The sequence below is a fragment of the Embleya sp. NPDC055664 genome (assembly GCF_053618075.1).
Genome location: NZ_JBSHGZ010000006.1, coordinates 99,971 through 115,145 on the forward strand (window position 1 = coordinate 99,971; position 15,175 = coordinate 115,145).

Sequence of the window (15,175 nt, forward strand, 5' to 3'; positions counted from 1 at the left end):
GCTCTCGTCATCCGGGCCCGGACTCCCTTGCCCCGCAGGGTGGTTCGCGTCGCGTCGGACGGGAGCCCTCGGCCCGTTCGCCGTCGCATGCACGTCTCGTGGGGGGACGTCGATCGGCGCACGGTCGCTGCCACCGCTTTCCTGACGGCCGATCACATCCCGCCGGTCCGCACCGCCTCGTCCGCTCCCTCGTGACGACGCGGTGCGGCCCGGGTCACGGCCGACCTTCCCCGGAGGATTCCGTCTTCATGCGCAAGTCCCTGTTTCGGTCGAGTTCGCTGGTGATCATCGGTTCTGTGGTGTTCGCGGCGACCGCGTGCGGCTCCGACGACGACAAGAAGACCGAGGGGAAGCCCGTCGCGAGCAGCGTGACCACCACGACCCCGGTCACCGCGCCCCCGCCCGCCGCGGGGGCGCCGAGCGCGGGGGCACCGAGCGCACCGGTCGCCTCGGGTGCCCCTGGCGGAACCCCGCTGACCGCCGCACAGTTGGAGAAGGCGGTCCTCACGGCGACCGAGCTGCCGCAGGGCACCTACCTCACCCGGGAGCCGAAGGCGGCCGGCGAGCGGGTGACGGCGGTGATGGCCGACTGCCAGCCGGTCACCGACCTCTTGGCACCGCGACAGGGTGCCGTCAAGCCGGTCGCCGTGGCACAGGCCATCGTGACGATCGGCGGCGCTCCGATGCCGTCGACGGGGATCACGACCGAGTTGTTCTCGTTCGCGGGCACCGACGCGGAAACGATCCTGGGCAAGGCGCGTACCGCGCTCGCGAAGTGCGGTTCGCTCACCACGAAGGACGCCGAGGGCGAGACCTCGACGGTCAAACACGCCGAGGCCGCCCACCCCAAACTGGGCGACGAGACGCTCGCGATCCACAGCACGCCGGAGGACGGCGGCAGCGGCGGGCAGGTCGTGGTCCGCGTCGGCGGCACGTTGGTGGTCGTCAGGATCGTCGAGTTCACCGGCACCACTCCCAAGCTGCCGGACATCGCGACGGTGACCAGGCAGGTCGAGAAGGTCGTGGCGGCGGCCAAGGGCTGATCCGTGGCCTGTGGGTCGGTCTTGGACCGGCTCACCGCCCTCGCTGTCGTCCGGGAGCGAATCCGGGGAGCGTACGGGCTTTTTGACGGTTGGTCAGGCCTCGATGCGGGTGGCGCCGCACGGTTGGCAAAGGCGAGGGGCGTCCGCGATGATGAGGCCCCTCGCGTCGCCGACCGAGCCCTGTCCGCGCCGGGGTGAGGCGCGCCACGCCGCCTCGTGGCATGTGGCCGGCGGTGGCGGTTTCCGTTCCGCTCGTTCGTGTGATTCCGGTCGTCCGGATCGTCCAGGCCCCGCGGCGGGGTCGGGGCCCGTTGCTTCGGAGGAAGGCGCGTATGCGCAGGATCGTGATCCGGGTGGGCACGGCGGCGGTTGCCGGGGCCCTGCTTCTGGCCGCCACCGCGTGTGGTCGGGACGAGGAGGCACTGGCCCGCGAGTACGAGGCCGGCCGGGCGACCGCGCCGGCCGCGAGCGGGGCCGGCGTACCGTCGCCGCCGGCCGGCACGACACCGGCCACGGGTCCGGCCGCCAAGGCCGCGCCGAGCGTGGCTCCGCCGGCCGCGACCACCGCGCCGGGGGAGCCGCCGCCGGCGCTGCCGCCCATCGAGGAGTCCTCCACGCCGACCGGGGCCGGGACCGGATCCGACCCGACCGCGCAATCCCGGCTCGACGCCGCGCTGTTGACCGCGGGCGAGATGCCCGCAGGCGCCTACGACGGCTCGCGCGGCGACCCGGAGAGCCGGGAGCGGGCCCAGCAGCCCTCCTGCCAGCCGGTGATCGACCTGCTGCGTCCCGGACAGGCGGCCACCGCCCCGATCGCGTCCGCCCAGGCGTCGGTGACCAGGGGCGCTCCGAACCCGGCCGGGTTCACCGTCGTCGAGTTGTTCGCCTTCACCGACACCGGCGCCCGGGACCTGTTCGCGCAGGGCCGCCAGGCGCTGCGCGGTTGCCCGTCGATCACCTCGATCGACGCCGACGGCGCGACCGAGACCGACACGTACGCCGAGATCCCGCACGCCGCGCTCGGCGACGAATCGCTCGCGGTCGGGATGAGCCCCGGTGCGGGCGGCGCGCTCGGCATGATCGTGGTGCGCGTCGGCCCGACGATCGTCGTGGTGAGCAACGCCGACCTGGCCGCGGCCGCCCCCGCCCTGCCGGCCGACGACCTGGTGGCCCGTCAGATCGCCAAGCTGAGGACCGCCGGCGGCTGACGGGTTCCTCGCCCGCCGTCGGGGCACGGCGCAAACATCCCCGACGGGCGGGCGATTCAGCCCGACTCGCGCACCCGCATCGCCATGCGCCACAACGTCAGCTCGCCCGCCACCGCGCCCTCGCCCGCCGCGACGATGGCCGCCGCCACCGCGCGCATCGGGATGACCTCCTCGAAGGCCACCGAGGTCAGCCGCGGCCGGACCATCTCACACAGCGTCAGATCGTCGGTGCCGACCACCGCGAGCCGCCCCGGCACATCGAGGCCGGCGTCGGCCAGCGCGCCCAGGAGCAGCGCCGCGTACTCGTCGTTGTAGCCGTACACCCCGTCGGGGCAGTCCCCGGCGCGCCACTGCTCCACGATCCGCGCCGCCTCGGCCGCGGTCTCCGCCATCTCCGCCACGCGGACCGTGCCGCCGGCCGCCTCGGCGCAGGCCCGAAAGCCCGCCAGCCGTTCCCGACCGATCTCGACCAACCCCGGCTCGCGCGACACCACCACGGCGAAATCGCGTCGCCCGCCCGCGATCAGGTGTTCCGCGGCGCACGCGCCGGCCGCCGCGTGGTCGATCCTCAGGGTGAGCGCGACCGGCACCGCGCTGTGCCCCAGGGCCACCACGGCGGTTCCGCGCGCGGTGAGGTATTCCACACCCTCGGCGGACATGCGCTCGGGCAGCACCAGGACCACGGTGGGGTTCAGCGCGCCCCAAGCCTTGGCCGCCTCGATGCCGTGCGCGGCGGGATTGCCGTGGATCACCAGGGTGTGGCCGAGCCCGTGCAACTCGCGGGCCAGGCCGTCGAGGAACCGCTGGATGAGTTGGCCGAACGGCACCACGTAGGTGGGCACGATCACCAGGTCGGTGCGCCCGCGTCGGAGCGAACGCGCGTCCGAGCGCGGCTCGTAGCCCAGCTCGGCGGCCACCTCCCGCACCCGCCGTCGGGTCTCCTCGGGGATGCGCGCGTCCTGCACGTCGTTCATCGCGTACGACACCGTGGCGCGCGAAACGCCTGCGGCACGGGCCACATCGGCCCCGGTCGGGGGGCGTCTCGGTGTGCTCATGGGGCGATTGTGGCCCAGCCGCGGGGCGAACCCGGCATCCGGGCCGCCCGATCGCCCCCGTGTCGGGACGCCCGCCGGGGGCGTGCCGTACCGGCGCGCCGATACGTCGGAAAGGCCCGGCCCCACGGGACCGGGCCCTTCCTGGCGATCAACCGCGGGTCACCCGATGAAGGTGATCCGGTCCGCCGCCGGCGGCGCGAGCGGCGCGCTCGCCGACGAGTGGGCGGCGAAGTAGGCCAGCAGCGCCTCCAGGTCGGATCCGCCGACCAGCTTGTTCGTACCGGTCTTGAAGGCGGCGAAGCCGTCGCCGCCACCGGCCAGGAACTCGTTCGCACTGACCTTGTAGGTCGCGGCCGGATCGATCGGCACACCGTTCAGCTTGACGCTGCCCGGCACGATCTTCTCGGCACCCGTCCTGGACCGGTCGGTCGTGTAGGTCAGGCCCTTCGAGATCTGCAGCACCTTCGGGTTGGCCGCGTTGGCGCCGGAGTACTGCTGCGCCAGGATGTCGAGCACCGCCTGACCCTTGAGGTCGAGGGTCTGCATCATGTTGGTGAACGGCTGCACCGTGAACGCCTCGGCGTAGGTGACCACGCCGTTGCCCTCGGCTCCGGCGGCGGCGTATTGCAGGTCGGATCGGATGCCGCCCGGGTTCATGAAGGCGATCTGCGCGCCGCCCTTGTCGGCCGGCGCGGTCGCCTCCAGTTGCGCGTCGGCGATCACGTCGCCCAGCGGGGTTTCGGGCGTGGTGGCGCCGCGACCGCGGATGTCGGCGCTGATGTAGCCGATCGAGCGATTCGCCACCGGTGCGGCGAGCTTTTGCCAGTCGGCGAGCAGTTGCGTCAGGTCCGGGGCCTTCGGGGTGTCCCGGCGCACGACCGTGTTCTGTGCCTTGACCGAGGTGCGCACGATGTCGCGGGTGCGCTTGTCGTAGGTCAGGTCGATCTTGGTGTACATCTTCCCGTAGGACGACGCGCTGGTGACCATGCGCGGCTTGCCCGCCGGGTCCGGGATGTTGCACGCGTACGCCTGGTGGGTGTGGCCGGTGACGACGAGGTCGATCGCCGGGTCCAGGTTCTTGGCGATGTCCACGACCGGGCCGGACAGGCCCAGGTTGCCGCCCGCGTTGCAGTCGTAGTTGTACGCGTTGCTCGTAGGCAGGCCGCCCTCGTGCAGCAGCACCACGATCGACTCGACGCCGAACAGCCGCAGCCACGGCACGATGGCGTTGGCGGTCTTGACCTCGTTCTTGAAGGTCAGGCCCTTGACGCCCTCGGCGGTGACGATGTTCGGCGTGCCCTCCAGGGTCATGCCGATGAAGCCGACGCGCGCGCCGCCCACGTTCTTGATGCTCACCGGCGCCAGGATCGGCAGCCCGGTGCGCTCGTCGAGCACGTTCGCGGCGAGGTACGGGAAGTCGGCGCCCTGGAAGGTGCGGCCGGGCGTGTAGCAGCCCTCCTTGGGGTGGCAGCCGCCGTACTGCATGCGCTGCAGTTCCTTCTTGCCCTCGTCGAACTCGTGGTTGCCCACGGAGGTGACGTCGAGGCCGACCTTGTTCAGCGCCTCGATCGTCGGTTCGTCGTGGAAGAGCCCGGAGAGCAGCGGGCTCGCGCCGATCATGTCGCCGGCCGCGATGGTCAGCGAGTTGGGGTTCTTCGCCCGCTCGGCGCGCAGTTGGGTGGCCAGGTGCTCGATGCCGCCGGCCGGGATCGAGACGGGTTTGCCGTCGGGACCGATCTCGGTGACGTTGCCGGCGGAACCCTGCGGTTCCTCCAGGTTGCCGTGCAGGTCGTTGAGTGCCAGGAATTCGAGGTCCGTCGTGCCGGAGGGCCGGCCGCGGTCGGCGTCCGTGCCGGCCGTCGCGGTGCCGCCCATGGTGAGCAGGCTCGCGGCGACCAGGCCGGTGAGAGCGAGGCGACCGCGGCGTCGTCCAATCCCGAACATGGGATCCCTTCGGAGGGCGCGCCGGATGGTGACGCGCGTAGAAGTGGGGCCTGAAGGTGTCTCGAAGCCAGAGAGTAGGGGCAGTTCCCCGGCCCACACGAGACCTCACGCGAAACCGTTTCGTGAAACCGCTGTGAACTTTCCGAGCGTCCCAGGCAGGGGGCATGATCACCGGCCGTTTCCCGGCCTCGGGCTCGGGGCAGCCGTACGGCGTGGCACCTATAAGGGAGGGATGTCCGCGATGCGCGTGGAATTCGCGACCGAACCGGGTCATCCGGGCGGGCCGAACGAGGATTTCGTCGTCGCGGGACCGACGACGCTGGTGCTGCTCGACGGTGTGACGTCGAGTTCGGACAACGGCTGCAAACACGGTGTGCCCTGGTTCGTCGCGCGGTTGGGCACCGCGTTGTTCACCCACAGCGGCGGGCGCCCGGACCGCTCTCTCGCCGAGTGCCTGCACGACGCGATCGAGGACACCTCGGCGCTGCACGTGGACGGGTGCGACCTGGCCCGGCCCGACGCGCCGGCCGCGACCACCGTGGTGGTGCGGGTGGTCGAGGACCGGCTGGAATACCTGGTGCTGTCCGATTCGACGCTGCTGATCGAGCGGGACGACGACCTCACCGTGGTCACCGACGATCGACTGGGCGTGGTCGGCGCGGCGGCACGGCGCCGGCGCGACGTCCATCCGCCGGGCAGTCCGGGCTACTTGACGGCGCATCAGGAGTACGCCGACACGGTGCGGGCCACGCGCAACGTGCCCGGCGGCCACTGGGTCGCGGCGGCCGATCCGGCTGCCGCCGGCGAGGCGCTGACGGGTGGTCTGGCACTCGGCGAGGTACACGCGTTCGCCGCGCTCACCGACGGGGCCAGTCGGCTGGTGGACCGGTTCGGGATCGGCGACTGGGACGGGCTGATGACCACGCTGCGCCACTTCGGCCCGGCGGAACTGCTGGCGCGGGTACGGGCCGCGGAGGCCTCCGACGCGGACGGCGTGCGCTGGCCGCGCGGCAAGGTCTGCGACGACGCGACCGCGGTCTGGGCGCTGATCTGACCCGGTCGATCCGGGCCCGTCCCGCGAAGCGCCTCGTGCGACACCCGCGCCCCGCCTCGTCCGCGAACCCCGGTCGGTGTCGACGCGGGGTTCGGGAACGAGGCGGACGCGCGGGCTATTTGGGTAGGACGCTCTCGATCGCGGCGATCAGGTTCGGGTCGTGCGGGTCGGTCTTGGGGCGGAACCGGCCGACGATGGCGCCGTCGGCGGAGAGCAGGAACTTCTCGAAGTTCCACTGCACGTCACCCGCGCCGCCCTCGGCGTCGGAGGCCGCGGTGAGCACGTCGTAGAGCGGGTGCCGGTCGGCGCCGTTGACGTCGATCTTCTCGGTGAGCGGGAAGGTCACCCCGTAGGTGGTCGAGCAGAACTCCTGAATCTCCTCCGCGCTGCCCGGCTCCTGGCCCATGAACTGGTTGCACGGCACGCCCACCACGGTGAAGCCGCGCGGGCCCAGCTCCTTCTGCAACTCCTCCAGGCCGGTGTACTGCGGGGTCAGGCCGCACTTGGACGCGACATTGACGACGAGTGCCACCTTCCCCCCGGTCACCTCGCCCAGGGTCGTGCTCTCCCCCGCCAGCGTGGCGATGGGGGTATCGAGGATGCCCATGATCGTTGTCCCTCCTGCGTGGTGCCGCCGCAGCCACCCGATCCGAGGACGTGGAGCGCTCCGCGACGGCGCGAGTAAGACGTGACGACTCGACGCTATCGAGCGCGACCCGAAGCCGCCCGACCCGGTCGGGCCGAATCGTCGCGCCGGGAGGCGTATACCCGGGCCAGCCCCGCGCGCCAGTCGACCGCGCACGGCCCGGTGATCGCCGCCCGCTTCGTGGTGTCCTGGATCTGCCCGCGCAGCGTGCCGGGCTGCTCGCGCACCACCACCTCGGCGGGCAGGCCGCTCAGCTCGGCCGTGTACGCCGCCCACTCCTGCACGCTCACCGGCTCGTCGCCGCCCCAGTTGACCACCGTCGCGGGGGTGGACGCCGCGTCCAGGAGCGCCGCCGCCTGGCTGTTGATGTCGTCCTGGTGGATCGGGCTGTACATGCACGGGTCCCAGCGGGTCGTGATCGGCCGGCCGGCCAGCACCGCGTCCATGTGCATCGTCGGCAGTCCGCCGCCGGGGCCGTAGGAGGCGTTCATCCGGGCGATCACCACGGGCAGGTCGAAGGCGCGGGCGCAGTAGCGGGCGACCGCCTCCTCGGCGGTCTTGGACACCGAGTAGGTCGGCGCGTGCGTGACGTTGGCGTCGCCGAGCGGGTCGCTCTCGTGGAAGACGTGCATCGGGTCCGGATGCGGCTTGAGTACCGACGCGGTGGACATCACCAGCGCGGCCTTGGCCCGGCGACAGTGCTGGAGCAGTAGTCCCGTGCCCTCCGCGTTGACCCGCAGCGCCTCGTCGTAGTCGAGTCCGGGGCCCTGGAAGGTGGCCAGGTGCAGGACGTGGGTGAAGTCCTCGGGCAGGTCGTCGAACGCCCCCGAGCCCAGGTCGACGGCGCGCGTGGTCACCCCGAGGGCGTCCACCCGCGCCCGGTCCTCGGCGTTCGAGAAGCGGGCGATGCCCCACACCTCGTTGTCCCGGGCCAGGTATTCGGTCAGCGGATAGGCGATCTGGCCCGCGGGACCGGTGATCAGGATCTTCTCGCCCGACAACATGCGGCTCCTCGGAGGACTCGGGGGACACGATCCGCGCACGATCGGGTGGATGATCGCCCGCGCGAGGTACGTCGAGGCTCGACGGTACATCTGACGTACCGTCATATCCGAGACGGAGCGGGGAGACCAGGGCCGCCGTACGTGTCCCCGGACACCCCGCCGGCACCCGTCGCACGGGGGTGGCGGGGGCGCCGAGGGTGTCGAGGATGGGTCTGGGCCGGCGCCGGTGGCCTGGGCTCGCCGGCGCGTCCGGGCTCAGACCTCGATCTCCTCCTCGACACGCTTGAGGCTGTGTCGGGCCAGCGCGAGGTTGGCGCGATCCTTCACCAGCACGAGGTACAGGAACAGCCCCTTCCCCGCCCGACCGGACAGCGGTCGGATCAGGTGGTATTGCTTGCCGAGCGTGATCAGGATGTCCTCGATCTGGTCGCCGAGGTGCAACATCTCCATCGTGCGCAGCTTCGCGCGCATCACGTCGGTATTCCCGGCGGCGGCCACGTTGAGATCGAGTTCCTTGCTGCCGCCGAGAATTCCGAGCGCCATTCCGCTGGTGTAGTCGACCAGGGCCACTCCCACGGCACCCTCGATCGTCATTGCTTCCTTGAGGGCCGTTTCCATATTGGCCATGATTGCCTCCGGGGCGATCGGCGGTGCGGCTTTCCGGTGGACTCCGACGGGCTCGTCGCCGGACCCGGCCGGTCCCGGGTCCGGATCGCTCGGGAGCGGCCCGCCGACCTTGGTCGCCTCGATCGCTGCGATCGGTTCGACCTCGGTCGGTGCGGGGGGATCGGCCTCGACTGCTTCGATGACATCCACCTCGATCGATGGGGCCCGCCCGGGATCGGATCCGGTCGGCGGGTCGGCTGATCTGCGCCGGGACGGTCTGGATCGGCGTGGGGGTGGTGCCATCTCCGCCCAACTCCTCGCGATCGGGCTCCTGGACGCGGGCGCTCGCGCGGGCGTGCCCCGGCGGCCCGCCTCGGTCCTGGCCCGCGACCCCACCCCGTCGCCCCGGCCGGATCCGGGCGCCCCCGCGGGTGGCCGTACGCCGATATTCGCGACCTCCGTGGAATGCACTCCCCCGCCGCTCACCTCACGCGCCCCTTCCCCCTGTATACGTCCGCGCGTACTTTTCCCGTCGCCTTCGAGCGGGTCCGGGAATTCGAGCTCGACTGCTTCGGACTCGACCTCCCGGACTCGCTGAACGGCAGCGTAGGAGTGGCCCGAAGGCGGTCGTGGGCAATATTCGATTAATTGCCGGAAACCCGATCCGCACGACTTTCGCGCGCTAGAATCCCGGTCCTCGTGCTCCCGGGCCCGCGTGCACCGCCTCGGCCCGCGCGCACCGGCTCGCCGCCCCGACCCCGCGCGATCCGGCGCCCGCGCAAGGCTGTCCCCGGATGTGACTCGCGGGTAGCGTCGGCGGCACCCCTGCGCGCCCCGAGTCCGAGGAGATGGACATGTCCGCCACCGATGCGCCCCGCCCCCAGGACGGCCCGCCGGGCACCGAGCGGTCGGCGCCGCCGCGACCGGTCTCGCCCACCGACCTGAGCTTCGCGCTGCCGCCCACGTTCGAAACCGTCGAGCAGGAGCGCCGGCACCGCAAGGAGCGACTGACCGCGGCGCTGCGGCTGTTCGGCCGGTTCGGCTTCGAGGAGGGGGTGGCCGGGCACATCACCGCGCGCGACCCCGAGTTCGTAGACCACTTCTGGGTCAACCCGTTCGGGATGTCGTTCAAGCACATCACCGTGGACGATCTGATCCTGGTCAACCACGAGGGGCAGGTCGTCGAGGGCCGGTTCCACGTCAACCAGGCCGCGTTCGCGATCCACTCGCAGATCCACGCGGCCCGCCCGGACGTGGTCGCCGCGGCGCACAGCCACTCCACGCACGGACGCGCATTGTCCGCGCTCGGGATCCGGCTCGAGCCGATCACCCAGGACGTGTGTCCGTTCTACGAGGACCACGAACTCTTCGACGACTACGCGGGCGTGGTGCTCGACGCCGAGGAGGGACGGCGGATCGCCAAGACGCTCGGCTCGCGCAAGGCGCTGATCCTGCGCAACCACGGTCTGCTCACCGTCGGACAGTCGGTGGACGCGGCGGCGTGGTGGTTCATCACCATGGAGCGCTCATGCCAGGTCCAGTTGTTGGCCCAGGCGGCCGGCGAACTGCGACCGATCTCGCCGGAGAACGCGCGGCTGACCCGGGAGCAGCTCGGCAACGACACGGTGGCGTGGATCAACTACAAGCCGTTGTACGACGTGATCAGCCGCTCCGAGCCGGACCTGTTCGGAGTCGACGGCCCGATGACGATCTGATCGTTTTCGGTCGATCCCGCCGATCGATGATCATTTCGCCGCCGCCCGGTCGGGCCCGCTGTCCGCCGACCGGGCGCAATCTCGGCGAGATCGGCCGTGCCGGGAGTCAACCCGCCCGGTTGCGGAAAGTACAACAGCATGTACGAACGGAGCCTTCCGCAGCGGTTCGCGCGCTCGGCCCATCCCGTCGGGCCGCGCGCCCGGGTGTGGCTGCCGACGATCGAACATCGGGTCGGCCCGTCGGTGCTGTACCGGCGGATCGGCCAGTTCGTGGTGGACGTGATCGCCTCCGCGCTGCTGCCCGGCGCGGCGATGTTCCTGTTCGTGCTGCTGCCCACCCACCCCGACGGTTCGATCCGCAGCGGTCCGCTCACCGCGACGATCACCGCCGGTGTGCTCGTGGTCGCGGTGGCGATCCTGTTCTGGTACTGGGTGCTGCGGCCCGCCGAGCACGACGGGCGCACCTGGGGCATGCAGGTGTTCGGGATCCGTGTGGTCGACGTGTCCGGCGGTCGGGCCGGGCGGCGCCAACTGGCGATCCGCTGGGTGCTGTTGTGCGTCGACGCGTTCGCGCTCGGTGTGATCGGGTTGGTCGCGGTGCTCACCAGCGAGCGGGGCCAGCGGGTCGGCGACCGGGTCGCCGGCACCCTGGTGGTCCGTGGGCGCGGCCCCGGACTGGGCTGAGGCCCCGCTTCCCTCTCGGGCAGGGCGCCCGGTCCCACGATCGCGAGCGTGCCCCGCCCCGACGGGTCGTCGCGCGCCGCCCCGGAATGCGGCTATTGCTCCGCCGCTCCGCCCGCCTTGTGGTCTTGCGCACGGTTTGCAGATGCCACCTTGTCGCCATGTCCACTCGACCACTAGTGTCGGCTCGCCGTGGTGCTCGGGAAGCCGGTTCGATGCCGGCGCGGCCCTCGCCACTGTGATCGGGAAGTTCTCCTCCACCCCCGCGGAAACGTTGATTCGTCGCCTCGGGAAGCCACTGGGACCGCTGTCGCGGACCCGGGAAGGCGGAGCACGTGAACGCACGACCCGTCAGCCAGGAGACCGGCCACGGCGATCGTCCGTCCACGAGGTGTTGGAGAGGGACCCTTCCTCATGCATATCGCCGAGGGTTATCTGCCCTGGGAACACGCCGCCGCCTGGGGCGTCGCGTCGACCCCGTTCGTCGTCCACGGCGCCCGCGCGCTCACCCGTGAGGTGCGCGACCGGCCCGAGAACACCCTGCTGCTCGGTGCGTCCGGCGCCTTCTCGTTCGTACTGTCCGCGCTGAAGATCCCATCCGTCACCGGTAGTTGCTCGCATCCCACCGGCACCGGCCTGGGCGCCATCCTGTTCCGGCCGCCGATCATGGCGGTGCTCGGCACGATCACCCTGCTCTTCCAGGCGCTGTTGCTCGCCCACGGCGGGTTGACCACGCTCGGCGCGAACGTGTTCTCGATGGCGATCGTCGGCCCCTGGGCCGGCTACGGCGCATACCGGCTCGCCCGCTCGCTCCTGGACCGGCGCGGCGGCACCATGCCGCTGGACGTCGCGGTGTTCGCCGGCGCGTTCGTCGCGGACCTGAGCACCTACTGCGTCACCAGCGTGCAGCTCGCCCTCGCCTTCCCCGACCCGGACAGCGGATTCCCGGGCGCGCTGGCCAAGTTCGGCGGCATCTTCTCGCTCACCCAGATCCCGCTGGCGATCAGCGAGGGCCTGCTGACCGTCCTGGTGGTGCGCCTGCTGCGCCAGTCGAGTCGCGGTGACCTGGTCCGCCTCGGCGTGCTGAGCGACGCGCGGCCCGTGCGCGAGGAGGAGAAGAGCAAGTGAAGCGCTCGACGAAGATCAACCTGCTGATCGTGCTGGCCGTGGTGCTGCTCGCGGCGCTGCCCGTGGTGTTCGGCATGGGCGACGACAAGGACGAGCCGTTCACCGGCTCCGACACCCGGGCCGAGACCGCGATCACCGAAAACGACCCCGACTACAAGCCGTGGTTCAGCCCGCTGTACGAGCCGCCGTCCGGCGAGATCGAGTCCGGCCTGTTCGCACTCCAGGCCGCGCTCGGCGCGGGTGTGGTCGGGTACATGTTCGGCGTCAAGCGCACCCGCCGAAAGCTCGCGCCCGAGGCGAGCGACACCCCCGACGAGTCGGGCCCGGGCCCCGACCCGACCGCCGCGCAGGACCCGGTATCGGTCCCGGGTCGCTGACCCGTGTTGCCGATCGACGCGGCGGCGCACGCCAGTGCCTGGCGCCGCCGCCACCCGGCCGACAAGGCCGTGCTCTCCTTCGGGCTGCTCGGGTGCGCGGTGGCGCTGCCGCCGTGGCCCGGCGCGGTGCTGGTCGCGGTCACCGTGCTGACCATCGCGCTCGGCTTCGCCGAGGTGCCCGCCCGACGACTGTGGCGGGCGGCCCGTGCGCCGCTGGGATTCGCGGTGACCGGCGCGCTGACCCTGCTCGTGTCGATCCGCGCGGACGGCGTCGGCTGGGCGCCGGACGGGCCGCGCCACGCGGGCGAGTTGGTGGCCCGCTCCGGTGCGGCCGGGTTGGCGATGTTGTTGTTCGCGTTCACCACGCCGCTGTCGGACGTCCTGCCCCGGCTGACTCGGGTGGGTGTGCCGGCGGCCGTGGTGGACGTGGCGGCGGTGATGTACCGGATGTTGTTCCTGCTCTACGACACCACCGCCCGGATCAACCAGGCCCAGGCCGGGCGGCTCGGGCATCGCACCCGGCGGGCCCGGTGGCGCTCGGTCGCCGGGCTCGGGTCGGCGGTGTTCGTCCACGCCTTCGCGCGGGCCCGGCGGCTGGAGGAAGGGCTGGCCGGGCGCGGCTACGACGGGCGGTTGCGGGTGCTCGTGGACGAGGTGCCCGTCTCGCGTGGCTTCATGGCCCGGTCCGTACTCCTCGTGGCGGCGGTCGTCGTCGCCACTCTTCTTCTGGGATCGGTGATGCCGTGATTCCGCTGCGGGTACGAGAGGTCGGCTACGCCTACGAGGACGGGCCGCCGGTGCTGAGCGGGTTGTCCCTGGCCGTTCCGGCGGGCCGGGCGCTGGCCCTGCTCGGGCCGAACGGCAGCGGCAAGACCACGCTGCTGCGGCTGTTGACCGGTGGCCTGGTGCCGGGTTCGGGTCGGGTGGAGCTGCACGGCACGCCGATTCGGCACGACCGCAAGGGACTTGCCGAACTGCGCCGGGTGGTGCAGCTGGTCGTGCAGGATCCCGACGACCAGCTGTTCTCCGCGTCGGTGGCCCAGGACGTCTCGTTCGGGCCGCTGAACCTCGGGCTCGCGCCGGAGGAGGTGCGCTCGCGGGTGGCCGAGGCGTTGGCCGCGCTGGGCATCGCCGGCCTGGCCGCGCGGCCGGTGCACCTGCTGTCCTTCGGGCAGCGCAAGCGGGTCGCGATCGCCGGCGCGATCGCCATGCGGCCGCAGGTGCTGGTCCTGGACGAGCCGACGGCGGGCCTGGATCCGGCCGGTCAGGAGGCGCTGCTCGACACGCTCGCCGAGCTGCGTGCGGCCGGGACGACGGTGGTGATGGCCACCCACGACGTGGACCTGGCGCTGCGCTGGGCCGACGACGCGGCCGTGCTCGCCGACGGGCGGCTGCACACCGGGCCGGCCGCGGAGCTGCTCGCGGACACCACGCTGCTGGCCGCGGCGAGCCTGCGGCCGACTTGGGCGCACGCGGTGGCCGCGGTACTGATCGCCCACGGGGTGGCCCCGCCCGGCACGCTGCCCCGGACCCCGGCCGAACTGAGCGCCCTGGCGCCGCCCGCGCGGCCACGTACGCACTGACCGCGGCCGGGCTCAGCGTCGGCGCAGCAGCACCACCGCGCGGTCGTCGCCCACGTTGCGCCCGGCCGCCGCCACGATCCGCCGCGCCGCGTCGTGGAAGTCGTCCCGGACCAGCCGCTCCGCCTCGCCCAGGAACCGGTCGATGCCGGTGGCGATGTCCTCGCCGGGCAGTTCCACCATGCCGTCGGTGAACAACAGCAGCGCGTCACCGTGGTCCAGTCGGCCGCGCGCCCCCTCGAACGCGGCGTCGTCGAGCACGCCCAGGAGCGGGCCGACCGCCTCGACCACCCGCCACCGCCCGGTCCCGGCGATCCAGTGCACGCCCGGCGGGTGGCCCGCCGACAACAACTCGTACTCGCCCGACTCCAGGTCGAGCACCACGTGCACCGCCGTCGCGAAGCCCTCGGCCCATTCCTGGCGGAGCAGGTAGTCGTTGGCGGCCGGCAGGAATTTGTGCGGCGGCAGCGACCCGAGCAGCCCGCCGAACGCACCGGAGAGCATCAGCGCCCGCGTCCCCGCCGCCAGCCCCTTGCCGGAGACGTCGACGAGCACCACTTCGAGCACCCGCCCACCGGTCGAACTGCGGGCGGCGACCAGGAAGTCGCCGGAGAACGACTGCCCGCCGGCCGGTCGCAACACCACCTCGGTGTGCCACTGCGGCGGCAACACCGGCATCTCGCCCTGTGCCCGCAACCGGTCGCGCAGGTCGAACAACATCGACTCGCCGCGCGTCCACTGCACGCCCAACCGGGTCCGCATCCGGGCCATCAGCAACACGATGCCGGCGACCGCCGCGACCACCAGGACGGAGCCGGCGGTGACCTCGTCGGGGTCGTGCACCCGGTCCTCCGCGACCAGCACCCCGGCGGTCGCCGCGTAGAGCAGCAGCAGGCTGGGCATGCGCAGCACCAGGCCGCCGACCAGGATCGGCAGCACCGGTGCGGTCGCCGGGAACCAGTCGCCGTTCAGATCGGAGAGCAGCCCGCACGCGGTGACCGCGACCAGCAGACCGGCCAGCGCGAAGCGGTCGGAGGGGAACACCCGATGCCGCAGCCAGGCCACGAACCGGCGGCCCCGGCGAGCCAGCGCCGCCCGCCTGCCCGTCCGGCTTGCCCGGTTCATCCTGCTCGT

The 15,175-nt window shown here is 72.2% G+C and carries 15 protein-coding genes and 1 riboswitch; of the genes, 9 read left to right on the forward strand and 6 right to left on the reverse strand.

The features are described 5' to 3' along the window. The first annotated feature begins 248 nt into the window (after positions 1–248). Both ACWGR4_RS12880 and ACWGR4_RS12885 read left to right on the forward strand, forming a co-directional pair. Positions 249–1,043, forward strand: a complete 795-nt coding sequence (locus ACWGR4_RS12880) for a hypothetical protein (protein WP_452128344.1) — start codon at positions 249–251, stop codon at positions 1,041–1,043. 332 nt (positions 1,044–1,375) lie between these two features. Continuing rightward, positions 1,376–2,251, forward strand: a complete 876-nt coding sequence (locus ACWGR4_RS12885; protein WP_452128343.1) for a hypothetical protein — start codon at positions 1,376–1,378, stop codon at positions 2,249–2,251. A gap of 56 nt (positions 2,252–2,307) precedes the next feature. Here ACWGR4_RS12885 and ACWGR4_RS12890 read toward each other — a convergent pair whose 3' ends face one another. Both ACWGR4_RS12890 and ACWGR4_RS12895 read right to left on the reverse strand, forming a co-directional pair. Further along, positions 2,308–3,306: a LacI family DNA-binding transcriptional regulator gene (locus ACWGR4_RS12890; RefSeq protein WP_452128342.1), complete on the reverse strand. Its 999-nt coding sequence runs from the start codon at positions 3,304–3,306 to the stop codon at positions 2,308–2,310. Positions 3,307–3,465: 159 nt separating this feature from the next. Next, positions 3,466–5,250 carry a bifunctional metallophosphatase/5'-nucleotidase gene (locus tag ACWGR4_RS12895; protein ID WP_452128341.1) on the reverse strand — a complete coding sequence of 595 codons (1,785 nt, stop codon included), beginning with the start codon at positions 5,248–5,250 and terminating at the stop codon, positions 3,466–3,468. A gap of 241 nt (positions 5,251–5,491) precedes the next feature. Here ACWGR4_RS12895 and ACWGR4_RS12900 point away from each other — a divergent pair, with 241 nt between their 5' ends. Beyond that, positions 5,492–6,304, forward strand: coding sequence for an integrase (locus ACWGR4_RS12900; RefSeq protein ID WP_452128340.1), 813 nt, complete (start codon positions 5,492–5,494; stop codon positions 6,302–6,304). 115 nt (positions 6,305–6,419) lie between these two features. On the opposite strand, the gene ACWGR4_RS12905 is transcribed toward ACWGR4_RS12900, so the two are convergent. From ACWGR4_RS12905 to ACWGR4_RS12915, 3 genes are all read right to left on the reverse strand, one after another. Beyond that, on the reverse strand, positions 6,420–6,911 hold the full coding sequence (locus tag ACWGR4_RS12905) for a glutathione peroxidase (RefSeq protein WP_380002922.1): 492 nt from the start codon (positions 6,909–6,911) through the stop codon (positions 6,420–6,422). A 95-nt stretch (positions 6,912–7,006) separates the two neighbouring features. After that, positions 7,007–7,954: an NAD-dependent epimerase/dehydratase family protein gene (locus ACWGR4_RS12910; RefSeq protein WP_380002921.1), complete on the reverse strand. Its 948-nt coding sequence runs from the start codon at positions 7,952–7,954 to the stop codon at positions 7,007–7,009. Positions 7,955–8,209: 255 nt separating this feature from the next. Beyond that, positions 8,210–8,581, reverse strand: coding sequence for a roadblock/LC7 domain-containing protein (locus tag ACWGR4_RS12915; RefSeq protein WP_380002920.1), 372 nt, complete (start codon positions 8,579–8,581; stop codon positions 8,210–8,212). Positions 8,582–9,414: 833 nt separating this feature from the next. On the opposite strand from ACWGR4_RS12915, the gene ACWGR4_RS12920 reads away from it, so the two are divergent. From ACWGR4_RS12920 to ACWGR4_RS12945, 6 genes are all read left to right on the forward strand, one after another. Continuing rightward, the gene (locus ACWGR4_RS12920; protein WP_452128339.1) at positions 9,415–10,275 is read left to right on the forward strand and encodes a class II aldolase/adducin family protein; all 861 of its coding nucleotides are present in this window, start codon (positions 9,415–9,417) and stop codon (positions 10,273–10,275) included. A 138-nt stretch (positions 10,276–10,413) separates the two neighbouring features. Beyond that, complete coding sequence (locus ACWGR4_RS12925; protein ID WP_380002918.1) at positions 10,414–10,959, forward strand: RDD family protein; 546 nt, start codon at positions 10,414–10,416, stop codon at positions 10,957–10,959. Positions 10,960–11,132: 173 nt separating this feature from the next. After that, positions 11,133–11,342: riboswitch (cobalamin riboswitch) on the forward strand. A gap of 28 nt (positions 11,343–11,370) precedes the next feature. After that, a complete protein-coding gene (locus ACWGR4_RS12930; RefSeq protein WP_380002917.1) occupies positions 11,371–12,084 on the forward strand; it encodes an energy-coupling factor ABC transporter permease in 714 nt (237 codons plus the stop codon). Continuing rightward, entirely contained in the window at positions 12,081–12,461 is a 381-nt protein-coding gene (locus tag ACWGR4_RS12935; RefSeq protein WP_380002916.1) for an energy-coupling factor ABC transporter substrate-binding protein, read from the forward strand. The genes ACWGR4_RS12930 and ACWGR4_RS12935 overlap by 4 nt, the downstream gene beginning before the upstream one ends. A 3-nt stretch (positions 12,462–12,464) precedes the next feature. Beyond that, positions 12,465–13,208: a cobalt ECF transporter T component CbiQ gene (cbiQ, locus tag ACWGR4_RS12940; protein ID WP_452128338.1), complete on the forward strand. Its 744-nt coding sequence runs from the start codon at positions 12,465–12,467 to the stop codon at positions 13,206–13,208. Then, positions 13,205–14,044, forward strand: coding sequence for an energy-coupling factor ABC transporter ATP-binding protein (locus ACWGR4_RS12945; protein WP_452128337.1), 840 nt, complete (start codon positions 13,205–13,207; stop codon positions 14,042–14,044). The genes cbiQ and ACWGR4_RS12945 overlap by 4 nt, the downstream gene beginning before the upstream one ends. A 12-nt stretch (positions 14,045–14,056) precedes the next feature. On the opposite strand, the gene ACWGR4_RS12950 is transcribed toward ACWGR4_RS12945, so the two are convergent. Further along, the gene (locus ACWGR4_RS12950) at positions 14,057–15,166 is read right to left on the reverse strand and encodes a PP2C family protein-serine/threonine phosphatase (protein WP_452128388.1); all 1,110 of its coding nucleotides are present in this window, start codon (positions 15,164–15,166) and stop codon (positions 14,057–14,059) included. Positions 15,167–15,175 lie beyond the last annotated feature (9 nt).